We start from the raw sequence: 17,179 nt of genomic DNA on the forward strand, positions 1-17,179 counted from the left end.
CGGAGGGTTCGACCGTCGGTGCTTCCCGCGGTGACGAGTGCTCTTCTATGTCTTCGCGCGCGGGGAACCGGTGGCCGGGATCGACGTCCACGACCGGACTGTCCTCCCGAGTCGGTTCATCAGTGCCCGAAACGGCAGCGTCCGCGGAGGCGGCGTCCGCAGCGGCAGCGCCCTGCGGGGTGCTGTCCTCGTGCGCAGCAGTGGGATTCGGGGTCGGCTCGGCGCCGCCGTCGGCGCTCTGCGGTGCCCTCTCCTCGTCGACCCGCTCCGCGGAGGCGGCGCCCGCAGCAACCGCCCTGGTGGGAGCACTGCTGCGCTTCGCCGGCGCCGTGGAACGCGTGGACTTCGTGGCCCCCTTGGAGCGCGCAGCGGACGCGTCGGACGCCGGCTTCGCCGCTGCTGCAGTGGATCGAGAGGAGGACTCGGCGTCCTGCGAGGACGAGGACTCCGCGGAAGAGGACTTCGATGAGGAGCTCTTCGACGAGGAACTCTTCGACGAGGAGGTCGCGGCCGCGCCCTTCGACGCCGTGGACTTCTTCGCGGCAGGCTTCTTGGGATCGGACTTCTTCTCCGCGGGCTTCTTCGCCGAGGTCTTCGTGGAAGCGGTCCTCTTCGCGGCGGGCTCCTCGGCCTTCGCCGGCTCGGTCGACGCGTCGTCGGCGGCGGCCGTGCCGGCAGGGGCGTCCTGCACCGGCGCCTCCGAGGGGGAGGCCACGCTGCGGGCGGCAACACCCCCGCGGGCGCGGGAGGAACGGGTGGTGCGGGAGGCGGCGCGGCGCTCACGGGCATCGCGCGCCATGTCGCCCGCGATGTCCCCACGGGCGGCGCGGGCGCGCTCGGAGGACTGCCCCTCCGTCGGCTCGCCGGAGAAGAACATGTCGACGGGTCGGGTGGACGCACCGCTCTCTCCGGGCTCGGCGGACGTGCGCGGATGGCTGCGCGTGCGCAGAGGCTGCTCGGCGGGAGGCGTGGACCCCCCGGGGATCAGCGCACCCAGACCGCGTCCGAGTCCTCGCTTCTGCGTCATGTCCGTCCTCACTGCTCAGTGATCGTGCGGGCCTCCGGGGCGTCCTCGCCTCTCGAGCCGTTCATGGGTTCAGGGTGTTGTGCGACGTCCCGCTGCAGGTCAGGGGACGCTTCGTGTGGTGAGCTCGTGCGCGGCCGCCCGATAGGCGAGCGCGCCGCTGCTCGTGGGATCGTACGACAGCACGGTCTGGCCGTAGCTCGGCGCCTCCGAGATCCTCACGGAGCGCGGGATCGTCGTCCCGAAGGTCTGATCCGGGAAGTGCGTGCGGACGTCCTCCGCGACCTGCGCCGCGAGGCGGGTGCGGGCGTCGTACATCGTCAGCAGGATCGAGGAGACCACGAGCTCGGGGTTCAGGTGCTGACGCAGCAGGTCGATGTTCTTCAGCAGCAGCGTGAGGCCCTCGAGGGCGTAGTACTCGGCCTGGATGGGGATGAGCACCTCGCGGGCGGCGACCAGCGAGTTCACGGTCAGCAGGCCCAGGCTCGGCGGGCAGTCGATGAGCACGTAGTCCAGGCGCTCGCGCCCGGAGGACTCCCGAGCGGCGAGGTAGTCGCGGATCGAGCCGCGCAGACGGTTCTCGCGCGCGACCATCGAGACCAGCTCGATCTCGGCGCCCGAGAGGTCGATGGTGGCCGGGGCGCACAGCATGCCCTCGACCTCGTCGACCTCCTGCACGACGTCGTCCAGAGGGGTCGACTCCACGAGGACGTCGTACATGCTCGCGACCTCGGACTGATGGTCCACGCCCAGCGCCGTCGACGCGTTGCCCTGCGGGTCCATGTCGATGACCAGGACCTTCAGTCCACCCATGGCCAGAGCGGCCGCGAGGTTCACGGTCGTGGACGTCTTGCCCACCCCGCCCTTCTGGTTGGCCACCGTGATCACGCGCGTGCTCTCGGGAGCGTCGAACACGAGTCCCTCCAATTCCCGTCGACGGGCATGGTCCCGGGCGAGCTGACGCATGAGAGGGGTGTCGTCCATGCTCCCGGTGGGACCGGTGGAACGGCTGCGGCTCTCAGCCACGTGCCTCTCCCTTCCTCGTCCGTGCAGTGCTCGCGCTCCCGCCCTGCGGGGCGCGGCGCACCCTGACCACTGTAGTGGGAACCTCGACCTCTCCCACTCCGAGCTCCAGCACCTGGGGATCGACGCCGCCCAGGCGACGCAGCACCTTCTGCGCGCTCTCGATCTCCTCGGCCGCGGAGCTCCCCTTGAGCGCCAGCAGCTCCCCGTCGGGGGCGACGAGCGGCAGGGTCCACTTCGCGAGCTTCTCGAGGGCCGCGACGGCCCGTGCCGTCACCGCGTCGAAGCTCCGTCGGCCGTGCAGGTCCTCCGCCCGGGCGCGGACCACCTCGACCTCGAGGCCCAGCTCCTCGGCGACCTCCTCGAGCCAGCTCGCACGGCGCTGCATGGTCTCGATCAGGGTGATCCGCAGGTCGGGTCGGGCGATCGCGAGGACCACGCCGGGCAGTCCCGCTCCGGAGCCGACGTCGGCCAGCGTGCGCGTTCCCTCGTCGATCGCGTCGACGAGCAGCGCGCAGTTGATCAGATGGCGCTCCCAGAGCCTGGCCACCTCGCGCGGGCCGATGAGGCCGCGCTCGAGGCCGTCCGTGGCGAGCATGCTGACGAACCGCTCGGCCAGGCCCAGCCGGTCACCCAGCAGGCGCTCGGCGACGGGCCGCAGATGCTCGGGCGGCGCCGGGGCCGAGGCACCGCTGCGACCAGCGCCCTCGGGGCCGACGGGACCGGCGCCCATCAGGACGCCGGGTAGATGACGACGTGACGGTCCTTGCCGTCCCCGTCGGACTCGGAGCGCAGGCCTGCCTGCTTGGCGACGTCGTGGACGACCTTGCGCTCGAAGGGGTTCATCGGCCGCAGCGGCACCGGACGGCCATTCTCCCGAGCGGTCGCGACGGCGTCCTCGGCGAGGTGCTCGAGGTCGTCCTTGCGCTGCGCGCGGAACCCGCCGATGTCGAGCATGAGGCGCGAGCGGTTGCCGGTGTGGGACTGCACGGCGAGGCGGGCCAGCTCCTGCAGGGCATCGAGCAGCTCGCCGCGCGAGCCGTTGAGCTTCGCGAGGCGGTCGGCGCCGCGGATCTCGACCGACGCGCGGTCTCCGTCCACGTCGATGTCGATGTCGCCGTCGAGATCGGCGATGTCGAGCAGCTCCTCGAGGTAGTCGGCGGCGATGTCGCCCTCCTCCTCGAGCTCACGGACGCGCTCGGCCGGATCGCGGGGCGCAGCCGGCTCCTCCTCGTCGGCCTGCTGCTCCTCGGCCTCCGGAGAGGCGCTCTCGTCGTCGCTCGCAGAGGCCGGGGCCTCGGCGGCGGGAGCCGCGGTCTCAGCCGGAGCCGCGGTCTCGGCGGGGGCCTCGAGTGCGTCGCCGTTCTCGGGAGCGCCGCCGGTCTCAAGTGCGTCGCCGGTGTCGACGCCGGAATCGGCGGCCGGTGCGCTGGCGGGGGTCTCGGGCGTCTCGACGGCGTCGTCGGAGGTGCTGGGTTCGGTCATGGTGTTCTCCTCAGGGGATGGGTGAGGCCGTGGGCCGTGCATCGGATCCGCAGGAGCGGGGCGCTCCGCCCCTGCGGGATCGTGCGGGGAACGACTCAGCGCTTGCGCTTCTTGCCCTTGTTCAGGGCGTTGGAAGGCTTCTTGCCGGACTGGTCGGAGGACTTCTCGCCACCGTCCTGGTTGCGCGCGCGCCGCTCCTCCTGGGCCTTGCGGCGCGCCTCGCGGGCGGCCTCGAGGCGCTCGGCGTCGGTCATCTTCTTCCCGCCCTTGTTGGCCTTGGGCTGCACCCGGATCGGGGCGTCGTCGTCGACGACCACGGGCTTCTTGGGCGTGAAGTCGAGGGGCTCGAGGCCGTTCTTCTCGCGCTTGGCGTTGATGCGCTTCTGGTGCGAGGCCTCGGCGGGAGAGCCGGGCGTCGGGTACGTGTAGACCACGATCGCCTGCTGCGCCATGGTCCAGACGGTGGTGGTCAGCATGTAGGTGAGCACGCCGATCGGCAGGCCCGGTCCCGTGATCACGTAGATGAACGGGAGCATGTAGATCATCATCTTCTGGGTGCTCGCCATCGGGCCCTCGAGGGCCGACGGCGGCATGTTCCGCATCGTCAGCTCCTTCTGGGTGATGAAGTTGCCCAGACACATCAGCGCGATGATGACGCCCGCGACGATCTTGGTGCCGATGCCGCCGGCACCGGAGTTCAGGAAGCTGTCCGCGATGGTGACGTGGCCGAAGAGGGTCGCGTGGTAGGCGTTGGAGGCCAGGTCATGCGTCAGGGGGCCGAAGGCCTCGCCGTTCGCCGCGTCCTTGAGCTTGTAGAACAGCACGCGGAACAGGGCGAAGAAGATCGGCATCTGCAGCACGAGCGGCAGGCACGAGGAGAGCGGGTTCGCCCCGGCCTCCCGGTAGATGGCCATGGTCTCCTCGCTCATGGCCTGCCGGGACGCCTGGTCGGTCTTGCCCTTGTACTTCTTCTGCACGGCCTTGAGCTGCGGCGAGACCGCCTGCATGGCGCGCGAGGACCGGATCTGCCTGATGAACAGAGGCGTGATCAGGGTGCGGACGACGATCGTGAGTCCCACGATGGACAGCAGCCAGGTCCAGCCGGAGCTGCCGTCCATGAAGAGGTCGAGGAACCGGTGGAACAGCACCATGATCCATGCGACGGCCCACTCGATGGGATAGAGGATGTTGGGCATCGGCCTGATCTTCCTGCCGTCCGTAGGCGCATGTCGTTCATGCGGTGTGACGGCTGCGGGTCGGGGTCTCGGACAAGGGTAGGCCCTATCGGGCTGGGCGCCGCCCTCGCGAGCGATGGCCGGGACGTGGGTTCGTCCACATCCCGGGTGCCGGCACGGGATCGATCCCGCCCCGGGTGAAGGGGTTGCAGCGCACGATCCGCCAGGCGGTCAGCAGCAGTCCCTTGACGGCTCCGTGCCTGCGCAGGGCGTCCATGCCGTACTGCGAGCACACGGGGTCGAAGCGGCACGCCGGCGGCGTGTAGGGCGAGATCCCCACCTGGTAGGCGCGGATCGGGAGCATGAGCACCCGGCGCGGGAGCGCCGCGAGCGGCATCATGGCGCGACCGCCGCGGTCGGCGTCCCGGGTGCGGTGCTCTCCGCGGACCGCTGCGCCGAGCGCTTCTCGAGCTTGCGGCGAGCGCTCGCGATCGCGCCGGTCACCTGCTCCTCGAGATCCGCGAAGGGCACGTCCTGCACCCCGGGGAGGGTGCGCAGCACCAGGTCGGAGCGCTCGGGGATCTCGGTCAGGTGGCTGCGCACGATCTCCCGCAGACGGCGGGACACCCGATGGCGCACCACCGAGTTGCCCACCTTCGTGGAGACGACGAATCCCACGCGGGCCTCCTGGGGCTCCTCCGTGCGGAGGACCAGGTGGGCGACCACGTGGGATCGTGCGGCGCGGGCTCCTCGGCGGGTGGCCGTGCGGAACTGCTGCGCCGTGTGCAGCCGGTGGCGGGACCAGCTCATGGCCCTGCCTCCGAGATCACCGGTCGAGCCGAGGCTCAGGCCGAGAGCTCGGAGCGGCCCTTCGAACGGCGCGCGTTGATGATGGCGCGGCCGGCGCGGGTGCGCATGCGGGCGCGGAAGCCGTGCTTGCGGGCGCGGCGGCGGTTGTTCGGCTGGAACGTACGCTTAGTCATCGGTTCTCCTCGATCGCGGCACAGGGGCGTGCCTCTCGCGGTGGCTCTGGGGCCGCTGCGCGATCACGGGGGCGGGCGCTTCCGGTGTCCGGGGCCGACGTGGGGCCCGGTTCCGTGCGACTCCGCCGACCCAGGGGGCGGCACAGCGACGACTGCACGATCCTAGGCTCGGGCACACGGGGGGTCAACGGACGCGGCGCTGGTCAGCCCGATTGTGGTGCGATTCTCACCGGACGCGAAGGATTCCGCCGCGTCCCGGCGACCCTCCGGTGACGAGCCGGCGAACGGTTCCTCCCGGCGATGCGCATGCTCACCCCAGGAGCGTCCCCAGGCGCTCCGAGACTGTGGAAAACTGGGTGGACAACCCTGAGCCCGTACGGAGAGCAGCATGGACGAGACAGCCGTCGACTACGACGCGACCTGGGACGAGACCCTTCGGATCCTGCGTCGGTACGAGACCGTCACCGAGCGCGCCATGGCCTTCCTGACCCTGTCACGGCTGATGGCCATCGTCGCGGACACCGCCCTGGTCGCAGCCCCTTCCACCTGGGCGAAGGACCTCTTCGAGCAGCGCATCGCCGGCGCCCTGAAGGAGGCGCTGTCCGAGGCCACGGGGCGGGAGACCCGCTTCGCCGTCACCGTCGACGAGTCCCTCTTCGAGGACGACGACGAATCCCCGCGCGGCACGGCCGCCACCGATCGCGCGCCGTCCACCGGGGCTGTGGACACCGATGTGGACAACGTGGAAGGAGCGGACGCCCAGGGCGGCTCCGCAGGTGCTCGGAGCACCGCCTCCGCCCCGTCCCCGCTGCCGTCCTCCCCGTCGCCCGTCCCCTCTCCGGACCCCGCTCCGGCGGGCGGCGCCGGTGCCCGTCGACCGTTCGGCGCCGATCGCTTCCCCGCGGAGGCGCCGACGGAGACCGGGTCGGGAACGGGGACAGCGGGCCCGTCGTCCGATGCCCGGAGCCGACGCGAGGACGCCGAGTGGTTCGCCCACGAGGACGATGCCCGCCGCTCGGAGAGGACGCAGCGGGTCGACGAGACCCGTCGGCCCACGGATGCCGCCCCGCCCGCCGATGAGGAGTCGACGCTGGGCTCGGACTCGCGCCTGAACGCGAAGTACACCTTCGACACCTTCGTCATCGGCTCGTCCAACCGCTTCGCGCAGGCCGCCGCCTCCGCGGTCGCCGAGGCCCCCGCTCGCGCCTACAACCCGCTCTTCATCTACGGCGGCTCGGGACTGGGCAAGACCCACCTGCTGCACGCGGTGGGCCACTACGCGCAGTCGCTGTACCCGGGCATCGAGGTGCGCTACGTGAACTCCGAGGAGTTCACGAACGACTTCATCAACTCCGTGCAGTCCGGCCAGTTCGGCAAGGCGCAGGAGTTCCATCGCCGCTACCGCGACATCGACATCCTGCTCATCGACGACATCCAGTTCCTGCAGCGGGCGCCGGAGACGATGGAGGCCTTCTTCCATACCTTCAACACGCTGCACAACGCCGACAAGCAGATCGTCATCACCTCCGACCTGCCCCCGAAGCAGCTGGGCGGCTTCGAGGACCGCATGCGCTCGCGCTTCGAGATGGGTCTGATGACGGACGTGCAGCCGCCGGACCTCGAGACCCGCATCGCGATCCTGCGCAAGAAGGTCGAGATGGAGGGCACCCAGGAGGTCCCCCGCGACGTCCTGGAGTACATCGCCTCGAGGATCTCCACGAACATCCGCGAGCTCGAGGGCGCCCTGATCCGTGTCCAGGCGCTGCATTCCCTGTCCCGGCAGCCGATGGACGTCTCCCTCGCCGAGAGCGTCCTGAAGGACCTCCTCGCGCATGACGACGGCGCCGAGGTCACGGCCGCGACGATCATCGCGCAGACCGCCTCCTACTTCGGCCTCACGGTCGACCAGATCACCGGCGGCGCCCGTACCCGCGTGCTCGTCACCGCGCGTCAGATCGCCATGTACCTGTGCCGCGAGCTCACGGACATGCCGCTGATCCGCATCGGCGAGGAGTTCGGAGGCCGCGACCACACCACCGTCATGCACGCGAACAAGAAGATCTCGGAGCTCATGAAGGAGCGGCGGGCGATCTTCAACCAGGTGACCGAGCTGACGGCGCGCATCAAGAACTCGAGCTCCCAGAACGCCTGAGGCCCGATCGTCGGGCGCGGGCGGTCGAGGCGCCACCGGCCCTGACACACCCTGCGACAGACCATCGACCACAGGGACGGTCGGGGCGACGTCGTCCCCAGTGTGAACAACTCTGTGGACAATGTGGAGCATCGAGCGTTCCCGCAGGGGTCGATGTGCATGGATTCTTGTGGTTCCACGGGCCGTATCGGACAGATGTGCACAGAGCGCCCACATCGAGGTGGACGTCGTCAACGCTGCATGCACGACTGCATCATGCGATGTGACCTGCGACGACGTGAGTTCTCCACGACATCAACAGCCGTGAAGAAGAGGAATCCTGTTCTTGTTCCGCTGAGGATGTGGAGAAGTCGGAGTGCGAGGGCTGCGTCCGTCGGCCTGGAGACCCCGGAGCTTCGAGGCAGTGAATGTCAAGCGTGTGATTCGGTGTGTCGCGAGAAGTGCCTCCGAGCGGCTACGCTGACGACCGCGCCCCGAGGGATCCGTCCCCGGGGCGATTCCCGCCGAGAGCCGGCACCCCCGGCAGCTCGACACCCCGCACCTGATCTGCCGGGAACCCGGCACCGACCTCGACCCCCTGCGAAGGAGTGGCAACGGTGAAGTTCCACCTCGACCGCGGCGTCCTCGGCGACGCCGTCACCTGGGCGACCCGTACGCTCCCCGTCCGGCCCGCGATGCCGATCCTGCAGGGCGTGCGCATCGTCGCCCAGAGCACCGGCGAACTGCTGCTGTCGACCTTCGACTACGAGGTCAGCGCGCAGATCACCCTTCCCGCCGAGGTCGAGGACCCGGGCGAGGTGCTGGTCCAGGGACGCATGCTCTCGGACATCGTCCGCTCCCTGCCCAACAAGGACGTCTCGATCGAGCTGGTCGGCACCAAGGTCGAGGTGCGCTGCGGCAGTGCCGCGTTCTCCCTGGCGACCCTCCCCGTCGACGAGTACCCGCAGCTCCCGGAGATGCCCCCGGTCGCTGGCACCGTCCAGGCCGACGTGTTCGCCGAGGCGATCTCCCAGGTCACCGTCGCCGCCTCCAAGGACGACACCCTCCCGCTGCTGACCGGCGTGCGCGTCGAGATCGTCGGCGAGAAGATGACGCTGATGGCGACCGACCGCTACCGCCTGGCGATGAGCGAAATCACCTGGCGCCCCTCGCGGCCCGACCTCGAGATCACCGCCCTGGTGCGCGCCCGCACCCTGCAGGAGGTCGCCCGCTCCCTCGCGACCGGCGGCAGCGTCGACATCGCGATCTCCGACGACTCCTCTGCGAACCTCATCGGCTTCGAGGCCGGCGGCCGCCGCACCACCTCGACCCTCGTGGACGGCGACTACCCGCCCGTGCGCCGCCTGTTCCCGAGCTCGACCCCGATCACGGCCGTGGTCGCGACCGCTCCGCTGATCGATGCGGTCAAGCGCGTCTCCCTGGTCGCCGAGCGCAACACGCCCGTGCGCTTCTCCTTCACCGAGGGCAACGTGACGCTCGAGGCCGGCGCCGGCGACGACGCCCAGGCCTCCGAGTCCCTCGAGGCCCAGCTCGACGGCGAGGAGCTCGTCGTCGGCTTCAACTCCGGCTTCCTGCTCGACGGCCTCGGCGCCCTCGGCGAGGACTTCGCGAAGCTCACCTTCACCGACTCCATCAAGCCCTCCGTCATGAGCGGCCAGGAGTCCCTCGAGGGCGATGCCTCCGGCGAGTACAAGTACCTGATCATGCCGATGCGGATCTGAGGGGGCGGGGTGATGTCCCCGTGCATCTGACCTCCCTGGATCTCATCGACTTCCGCTCCTACGAGCACCTCGAGCTCCCCTTCGCGCCCGGCGTGACCGTCTTCGTCGGCCCCAACGGGCAGGGCAAGACGAACATCGTCGAATCGCTCTGGTACCTCGCGACCCTCTCGAGCCATCGGGTCCCCCACGATGCCGCCCTCGTGCGGCGCGGGGAATCGACCGCGATCGTCCGGGCGGCCTTCGTGCGCGCCGGCCGCGATCTGCAGGTGGACCTGCAGATCACCCCCGGCAAGTCGAACCGCGCGCGCGTGCAGGGCGCCGCTCTGAACCGGCTGCGGGACCTGCTCGGCGAGGTGCGCGCCGTGCTCTTCGCCCCCGAGGACCTGGGCCTGGTCAAGGCGGATCCCGAGGGCCGACGGCGCTTCCTCGACGAGCTGCTCTTCCTGATCGCCCCCCGCTTCGCGGGCGTGAAGGCCGACTACGATCGCGTGATCAAGCAGCGCACCGGGCTGCTCAAGCAGATGCGCACCATGCGCCGCGGCGGCGCCGGCCGCTCCGTGGGCGGCCTCGACCCCGAGGAGGCCGCGATCTCGACCCTCGAGGTCTGGGACCAGCAGCTCGCCCGCTTCGGGGCCGAGCTGCTGCGCGCCCGGGTGCACCTCGTGAACCGGCTGCGCCCCCACGTCGGCTACTCCTATCTGCGCGTGGCGAGCGACGCCGGCGCCGAGGCCTCTCTCGACCTGCCCCCCGACCAGCGCGGCAGCGTCGACTCCCCGGCCGACATCTCCTACCGCTCGAGCGTGCTGGACACTCTGGATGTACCCGACGGCGCGCTGCCCAGCACCAAGGACCTCGAGGACGCCCTGCTCGCCGAGGCCGTCGCCAAGCGCGACGACGAGGTCGACCGCGGCGTGACCCTCGTCGGCCCCCATCGCGACGACCTCGAGATCCGCCTCCACGGCTTCCCCGCCAAGGGCTACGCGAGCCACGGCGAGTCCTGGTCGCTCGCGCTCTCCCTGCGATTGGGCTCCTACGACCTGCTGCGCCTGGAGGAGGGCGACCTCGGCGACGGCGAGCCGATCCTCGTGCTCGACGACGTCTTCAGCGAGCTCGACACCAGCCGCCGCGAGCGCCTGGGACGCATCGTCACCGGCGCCTCCCAGGTGCTCATCACCACCGCCAACGACTCGGACATCCCTGACTCCCTCGAGGGCGAGATCCACGTGGTCGACGTGCAGCTCGGCGAGGCCCGCGTGCGTGAGGGCACCCTCCATCACGGCGGCGGGAGCAGCTGGTGACTCCCGCGTCGGGCGACGTTCCGAACCCGTACGACCTGGGCACCTGGCGAGAGCGCGCGGCGCAGGAGGAGCGGCGCCAGGCCCTCGCCGGCAGCGGGGGACGGCGCGCTCCCGCACGTGGGCACGGCGCGACCTCGACGGCGAAGGGGGCGGCGGAGCGATCGGCCGGGCAACCGGCGGAGCAGCCGGCGGACGAGCCGGCGATCGGATCCGTCGGCCGAACCTCCGTCGAGGCGGATCGCGTCGACGAGGAGCCCGTCGACCCTCCCGAGCTGCCCCGCAGCGACGACTCCTTCGAGCTCGCCCGGCGCACCGTCAACCGCTCCCGCGCCGCCGCTCGGGATCGCGGCCTGTTCCCGATCTCCGCGAAGACCCAGGGCCTCCACGAGCGCCGCAGGCGCAGCACGCCCGGGTACTCGGGATCGCGCCCCGACGCCCGTGACCCGCAGGGACTCGAGGCCGTGATGCGACGGGTCCTGGGCGACCTGGGCTGGACCGAGGGCATGAACTCCGGGCGCGTCCTGGAGGAGTGGGACGAGATCGTCGGACCGAGCGTCGCCGAGCACTGCACCCCCGTCTCCCTCGACGAGGGCGTCCTCGTGGTCTCGGCGAGCTCCTCGGCCTGGGCCACGCAGATGCGCATGCTCACCCCGCGCCTGATCTCCACGATCGAGGAGCACGTGGGCGCGCACGTCGTCTCCGAGCTGCGTGTCACCGGGCCCGCGGCGGCCGAGCGCTCCTGGAAGAGAGGCCGACGCACCGTCACCTGGCGCGGCCCCCGCGACACCTACGGCTGAGGATCCGGCCGAAGCACCAGACGCCCTCCAGACGCGTCAGCGGCCCGCCGTACGTACCGGCCCTCATCTCCACCACCCCGGATCACTCCGAGAGGCGTCGCAGAGCCTCCTGGAGGCACTTCCGGGGGCGATCTGTCCCCATTTTCGTGCCGCACGGCGTGAATCGTGGCCTCGAATCCGCTAGAATGAAGAGGTTCGGCCGGAAGCATCCACGGCCGCGGATCAGGAGACGTCGGCTGCGGCCGCTCGCTCCGGGTCGCCCCAGGTCATCGCACGGACTCGCGCCGTGGGGAGATCGGTGCGCCGTCTGCGGTCGGCGATGCCGTCGGCCGGCGAGCACGGCACCCGTCGGCGGAACGATCCTGCCCCCGGTGTGCACCGAGACCCGAGGAGCGAACCCCGACGTGAGCGACAGCGCGATGGCAGCCGAGAATCCCGAGGAGCAGACGTCGGAGGAGACCGAGCATCAGCTCTCGGCCGAGGTCGCCGGAGGGAACTACGGCGCCTCCGACATCACCGTCCTCAAGGGCCTGGACGCGGTCCGCAAGCGCCCCGGCATGTACATCGGCTCCACCGGTGAGCGCGGCCTGCACCACATGGTCCAGGAGATCGTCGACAACTCGGTGGACGAGGCGATGGCCGGCTACGGCGAGACCATCGAGGTCACGCTGCTGGCCGACGGCGGAGTGCGGGTCGTCGACCACGCCCGCGGCATCCCCGTCGGCATGCACCCCACCGAGGGCAAGCCCACCGTCGAGCTCGTGCTCACCCAGCTGCACGCGGGCGGCAAGTTCGGCGGCGGCGGGTACGCGGTCTCCGGCGGCCTCCACGGCGTGGGCTCCTCCGTCGTGAACGCCCTGTCCACCCGGCTCGACGTCGAGGTGCGCCGCGAGGGCCATGTGCACCGCCAGACCTACCTGCGCGGGGCGCCGTCGACCGATCTCGTCGAGGGCGAGGAGACCGAGGAGACCGGCACCACGATCACCTTCTGGGCCGATGCCGACATCTTCGACACCGTCGACTACGACTTCGAGACGCTGCGCAAGCGCTTCCAGCAGATGGCATTCCTCAACAAGGGCCTGCGGATCACGCTGACCGACGAGCGCCCGCAGGTGGTCGGGGAGGACGACGACCAGGCCGTCGACGTCGAGCGCGAGGCCGAGGACGCCGCCGAGGGCACGGACCCGAAGAAGCCCCGCACCGTCACCTACCGCTACGAGAACGGTCTGCGCGACTTCGTCGCCTACATCAACTCGGTCAAGCGTGCCGACATCGTGCACCCCGAGATCATCGACATCGAGGCCGAGGACACCGAGGTCATGATCTCCGTGGAGATCGCGATGCAGTGGACGACCGCGTACTCCGAGTCGGTCCACACCTACGCCAACACGATCAACACCCACGAGGGCGGCACCCACGAGGAGGGCTTCCGCTCCGCGCTCACCGGCGTCGTCAACCGCTACGCCAAGGCGCAGGGCCTCATCAAGGACAAGGACCCGAACCTCACCGGCGAGGACATCCGCGAGGGCCTCACCGCGGTCGTCTCCGTGAAGCTCGGCGAGCCCCAGTTCGAGGGCCAGACCAAGACGAAGCTCGGCAACACCATCGCCCGCACCTTCGTCTCCAAGGTGATGACCGAGAAGGTCGGCGACTGGTTCGAGTCCCACCCGGGCGAGGCCCGCGACATCGTGCGCAAGGCCCAGAGCGCCGCGCTCGCCCGCGAGGCCGCCCGCAAGGCGCGCGATGCGACCCGCCGCAAGTCCCCGCTCGAGAGCGGCGGCATGCCCGGCAAGCTCAAGGACTGCCAGTCCCGCAACCCCGCCGAGTGCGAGGTGTTCATCGTCGAGGGCGACTCCGCCGGCGGCTCCGCCGTCCAGGGTCGCGACCCGCGCACCCAGGCGATCCTCCCCATCCGCGGCAAGATCCTGAACGTCGAGAAGGCGCGCCTGGACCGCGCCCTGGACAACCAGGAGGTCCGCTCGCTGATCACCGCCTTCGGCACCGGCATCGGCGAGGACTTCGACGCCACCAAGCTGCGGTACCACAAGATCATCCTGATGGCCGACGCCGACGTCGACGGCCAGCACATCTGCACCCTGCTGCTCACGCTGCTGTTCCGCTACATGCGCCCGCTCATCGAGCTCGGCCACGTGTTCATCGCGATGCCGCCGCTGTACCGCCTGAAGTGGTCCAACGCCCCGCACGACTACGTGTTCAGCGACGACGAGCGCGATGCGCGCCTCGCCGAGGGCCGCGCCTCCGGCAAGCGGATCCCCAAGGACAACGGCATCCAGCGCTACAAGGGCCTGGGCGAGATGGACTGGCAGGAGCTGCAGACCACCACGATGGACCGCGCCTCGCGCACCCTCAAGCAGGTCACCGTCGACGAGGCGGCCGACGCCGACGCGGTGTTCTCCGTGCTCATGGGCGACGACGTGGAGTCCCGCCGCCGCTTCATCCAGGAGAACGCGAAGGACGTGCGCTTCCTCGACATCTGATCGAGAGCGAGCCCGCCCCGCACCTCCCAGACGACCCGCACTGACAGGCCCTGAACGAAAGGCGCCAGCTGATGAACGACGATTCCGACACCCCCGAGAACCCCGGCACCCCGGGCGGCCCCGAAGACCAGCAGACCCCGACCGGCGCCGAGGGCGCGGGCGACGTCCCCGACCCCTCCGACGACGCGACCGGATCGGGCGCGCCCGTCGGCCCCGACGGTCCCGACGCCGGCGGCACCCAGATCGAGGTCGGCGAGGCCTCCGAGCGCGTGATCACCCTGGTGGACCCGCTCGACGAGGGCGAGGGCGACCTCATCACCCAGGTCGACCTGAACCAGGAGATGCAGCGCTCCTTCCTCGACTACGCGATGAGCGTGATCGTGGACCGCGCCCTCCCGGACGTGCGCGACGGACTCAAGCCCGTGCACCGCCGCATCGTCTACGCGATGTACGACGGCGGCTACCGCCCCGACCGCTCCTTCTCCAAGTGCGCGAAGGTCGTCGGCGAGGTCATGGGCGGCTACCACCCCCACGGAGACTCCGCGATCTACGACGCCATGGTGCGCCTCGTGCAGCCCTGGAACATGCGCTACCCGCTGATCCTCGGGCAGGGGAACTTCGGCTCGGCCGGCGACGACGGCGCGGCCGCCTCGCGGTACACGGAGTGCAAGATGGCGCCGCTGGCCCTCGAGCTCGTGCGCGACATCAACGAGAACACCGTCGACATGCAGGACAACTACGACGGCACCCTCGAGGAGCCGACGATCCTGCCGGCGCGCTTCCCGAACCTACTGTGCAACGGCTCCGCCGGCATCGCCGTGGGCATGGCCACCAACATCCCGCCGCACAACCTGCGCGAGGTCTCCGACGCCGTCCAGTGGCTGCTGCAGAACCCCGAGGCCACGAAGGAGGAGCTGCTCGATGCGTGCCTCGCGCGCATCAAGGGCCCCGACTTCCCCTCGGGCGCGACCATCGTGGGCACCAAGGGCATCCAGGAGGCGTACCGCACCGGCCGCGGCTCCATCACCCAGCGCGCCGTGGTCTCCACCGAGGAGATCCGGGGCCGGATGGCGCTCGTCGTCACCGAGCTGCCCTACCAGGTCAACCCCGATTCGCTGGCCCGCAAGATCGCCGAGCTCGTGAAGCTCGGCAAGCTGCAGGGCATCGCCGACATCAACGACGAGACCTCCGGCCGCACCGGCCAGCGCCTCGTGCTCACGCTCAAGCGCGATGCCGTCGCGAAGGTCGTGCTGAACAACCTGTACAAGCACACGCAGCTGCAGGAGAACTTCAGCGCGAACATGCTCGCCCTGGTCAACGGCGTGCCGCGCACGCTGTCGGTCGACTCCTTCGTGCGCGAGTGGACGAAGCACCAGCTCGACGTCATCGTGCGCCGCACCCAGTACCGCTTGGACCGCGCCGAGGAGCAGATCCACATCTACCGCGGCTACCTCAAGGCGCTCGACGCGCTCGACGAGGTCATCGCGCTGATCCGCCGCTCCCCGGATGCCGACGAGGCCCGCACCGGGCTCATGGAGCTACTCGAGATCGACGAGGTCCAGGCGAACGCGATCCTCTCGATGCAGCTGCGTCGCCTGGCCGCCCTGGAGCGCCAGAAGATCATCGAGGAGCACGACCGCCTGCAGGCCCTCATCGAGGAGTACAAGGCGATCCTCGCCTCCCCGCAGCGCCAGCGCGACATCGTCTCCGAGGAGCTCGCGGGCGTCGTCGACAAGTACGGCGACAAGCGGCGGACCGAGATCCTGCCCTTCGACGGCGACATGTCGATGGAGGACCTCATCCCCGAGGAGGACGTGGTCGTCACCATCACCAAGGGCGGCTACGTCAAGCGCACCCGCACCGACCAGTACCGCGCCCAGAAGCGCGGCGGCAAGGGCGTGCGCGGCGCCAGCCTGCGGGACGACGACGTGGTCCAGCACTTCTTCACCACGACCACCCACCAGTGGCTGCTGTTCTTCACCGACGCCGGGCGGGTCTACCGCGCCAAGGGCTACGAGATCCCCGAGGCGCCGCGCGACGCCAAGGGCCAGCACGTGGCGAACCTGCTGGCCTTCCAGCCGGACGAGCACATCGCCTCCGTCCTCGCGATCTCCGGTTACGAGGACGCCGAGTACCTGGTGCTCGCCACCCGCCACGGCCTTGTGAAGAAGACCGCGCTCACCCAGTTCGACTCGTCCCGCACGGGCGGCATCATCGCCGTGAACCTGCGCGAGATGGAGACGGCCGACGGGCCCCAGCCCGACGAGCTCGTCGCCGCGCGCGTGGTCAACAGCGACGACCAGCTGCTGCTGGTCTCCCGCAACGGCCAGAGTGTGCGGATGCCCGCCTCGGACGACGTGCTGCGCCCGATGGGCCGCGCCACCAGCGGCGTCACCGGCATGAAGTTCCGCCACGACGACGAGCTGCTGGCATTGGACGTGGTGCGCCCCGGCACCTTCGTCGTCACCGTCACCGACGGCGGCTTCGCCAAGCGCTCGGACATCGAGGAGTACCGGGTCCAGGGCCGCGGCGGCCTCGGCATCCGCGTCGCCAAGCTGCCCGACGACCGCGGCCACCTGGTGGGCGCCGCCGTCGTCGAGGAGGGCGACGAGCTGCTGGTCGTGATGGAGAAGGGCAAGGTGGTGCGCTCGCGCGTCGCCGAGATCCCCGTCAAGGGCCGCACCACCATGGGCGTCGTCTTCGCCAAGCCCGGCAAGAACGACCACATCGTGCTGGTCGCCGTGAGCGCCGAGTCCGACGTCGACCTCGACGAGGCCGATCCGGAGGACGGAGCGGACGACCCGTCGGCCGCCGGCGCGGGCGACGCCCCGGCCGACAGCGCGGATGAGCCGTCGACCGAGTCGTCGGCCGATCCCGCGGCCGGTCCCGAGGTCGATCCCGCGGAGCAGGCGCCCGACGCGTCTGCCGAGGATGCGGACGCAGATGCTCTAGGCTCGGGTGCGTCCGACGACGCGTCGAGCGACGACGCGTCCACCGGCGACGTCTCATCGGAGGAGTGACCC

14 protein-coding genes are annotated in these 17,179 nt (G+C 70.5%); 7 read left to right on the forward strand and 7 right to left on the reverse strand.

Going from position 1 to position 17,179, the window contains the following annotated elements; genetic code table 11:
- The first annotated feature begins 200 nt into the window (after nucleotides 1–200).
- Nucleotides 201–1,049, forward strand: a complete 849-nt coding sequence (locus tag Bra3105_RS10985; protein WP_228356733.1) for a hypothetical protein — start codon at nucleotides 201–203, stop codon at nucleotides 1,047–1,049.
- 77 nt (nucleotides 1,050–1,126) lie between these two features.
- On the opposite strand, the gene Bra3105_RS10990 is transcribed toward Bra3105_RS10985, so the two are convergent.
- From Bra3105_RS10990 to rpmH, 7 genes are all read right to left on the reverse strand, one after another.
- Entirely contained in the window at nucleotides 1,127–2,008 is an 882-nt protein-coding gene (locus Bra3105_RS10990) for a ParA family protein (protein WP_228359649.1), read from the reverse strand.
- Between the two features lie 34 nt (nucleotides 2,009–2,042).
- On the reverse strand, nucleotides 2,043–2,780 hold the full coding sequence (rsmG, locus tag Bra3105_RS10995; RefSeq protein ID WP_228356734.1) for a 16S rRNA (guanine(527)-N(7))-methyltransferase RsmG: 738 nt from the start codon (nucleotides 2,778–2,780) through the stop codon (nucleotides 2,043–2,045).
- Nucleotides 2,780–3,532: a Jag family protein gene (locus Bra3105_RS11000; RefSeq protein WP_228356735.1), complete on the reverse strand. Its 753-nt coding sequence runs from the start codon at nucleotides 3,530–3,532 to the stop codon at nucleotides 2,780–2,782. The genes rsmG and Bra3105_RS11000 overlap by 1 nt, the downstream gene beginning before the upstream one ends.
- Before the next feature lie 95 nt (nucleotides 3,533–3,627).
- Complete coding sequence (gene yidC / locus Bra3105_RS11005; RefSeq protein ID WP_228356736.1) at nucleotides 3,628–4,728, reverse strand: membrane protein insertase YidC; 1,101 nt, start codon at nucleotides 4,726–4,728, stop codon at nucleotides 3,628–3,630.
- 85 nt (nucleotides 4,729–4,813) lie between these two features.
- On the reverse strand, nucleotides 4,814–5,107 hold the full coding sequence (gene yidD / locus Bra3105_RS11010) for a membrane protein insertion efficiency factor YidD (RefSeq protein ID WP_200501986.1): 294 nt from the start codon (nucleotides 5,105–5,107) through the stop codon (nucleotides 4,814–4,816).
- Nucleotides 5,104–5,517: a ribonuclease P protein component gene (rnpA, locus tag Bra3105_RS11015; RefSeq protein WP_200501987.1), complete on the reverse strand. Its 414-nt coding sequence runs from the start codon at nucleotides 5,515–5,517 to the stop codon at nucleotides 5,104–5,106. Before rnpA ends, yidD begins: the two co-directional genes overlap by 4 nt.
- 35 nt (nucleotides 5,518–5,552) lie before the next feature.
- Nucleotides 5,553–5,690 carry a 50S ribosomal protein L34 gene (gene rpmH / locus Bra3105_RS11020; protein WP_152353963.1) on the reverse strand — a complete coding sequence of 46 codons (138 nt, stop codon included), beginning with the start codon at nucleotides 5,688–5,690 and terminating at the stop codon, nucleotides 5,553–5,555.
- A gap of 388 nt (nucleotides 5,691–6,078) precedes the next feature.
- Here rpmH and dnaA point away from each other — a divergent pair, with 388 nt between their 5' ends.
- From dnaA to gyrA, 6 genes are all read left to right on the forward strand, one after another.
- On the forward strand, nucleotides 6,079–7,842 hold the full coding sequence (gene dnaA, locus Bra3105_RS11025) for a chromosomal replication initiator protein DnaA (protein WP_228356737.1): 1,764 nt from the start codon (nucleotides 6,079–6,081) through the stop codon (nucleotides 7,840–7,842).
- A 596-nt stretch (nucleotides 7,843–8,438) separates the two neighbouring features.
- Complete coding sequence (gene dnaN, locus Bra3105_RS11030; protein WP_228356738.1) at nucleotides 8,439–9,563, forward strand: DNA polymerase III subunit beta; 1,125 nt, start codon at nucleotides 8,439–8,441, stop codon at nucleotides 9,561–9,563.
- 20 nt (nucleotides 9,564–9,583) lie between these two features.
- Nucleotides 9,584–10,861 (forward strand): DNA replication/repair protein RecF, encoded by a 1,278-nt coding sequence (gene recF, locus Bra3105_RS11035; protein ID WP_228356739.1) that lies wholly within the window; start codon nucleotides 9,584–9,586, stop codon nucleotides 10,859–10,861.
- The gene (locus Bra3105_RS11040) at nucleotides 10,858–11,658 is read left to right on the forward strand and encodes a DciA family protein (RefSeq protein ID WP_228356740.1); all 801 of its coding nucleotides are present in this window, start codon (nucleotides 10,858–10,860) and stop codon (nucleotides 11,656–11,658) included. Before recF ends, Bra3105_RS11040 begins: the two co-directional genes overlap by 4 nt.
- Nucleotides 11,659–12,077: 419 nt before the next feature.
- Nucleotides 12,078–14,156, forward strand: coding sequence for a DNA topoisomerase (ATP-hydrolyzing) subunit B (gyrB, locus tag Bra3105_RS11045; protein WP_228359650.1), 2,079 nt, complete (start codon nucleotides 12,078–12,080; stop codon nucleotides 14,154–14,156).
- Nucleotides 14,157–14,227: 71 nt separating this feature from the next.
- On the forward strand, nucleotides 14,228–17,176 hold the full coding sequence (gene gyrA / locus Bra3105_RS11050; RefSeq protein WP_228356741.1) for a DNA gyrase subunit A: 2,949 nt from the start codon (nucleotides 14,228–14,230) through the stop codon (nucleotides 17,174–17,176).
- Nucleotides 17,177–17,179: the final 3 nt, after the last annotated feature.

The sequence above is a fragment of the Brachybacterium halotolerans subsp. kimchii genome (assembly GCF_020792675.1).
Lineage (GTDB): Bacteria > Actinomycetota > Actinomycetes > Actinomycetales > Dermabacteraceae > Brachybacterium > Brachybacterium halotolerans.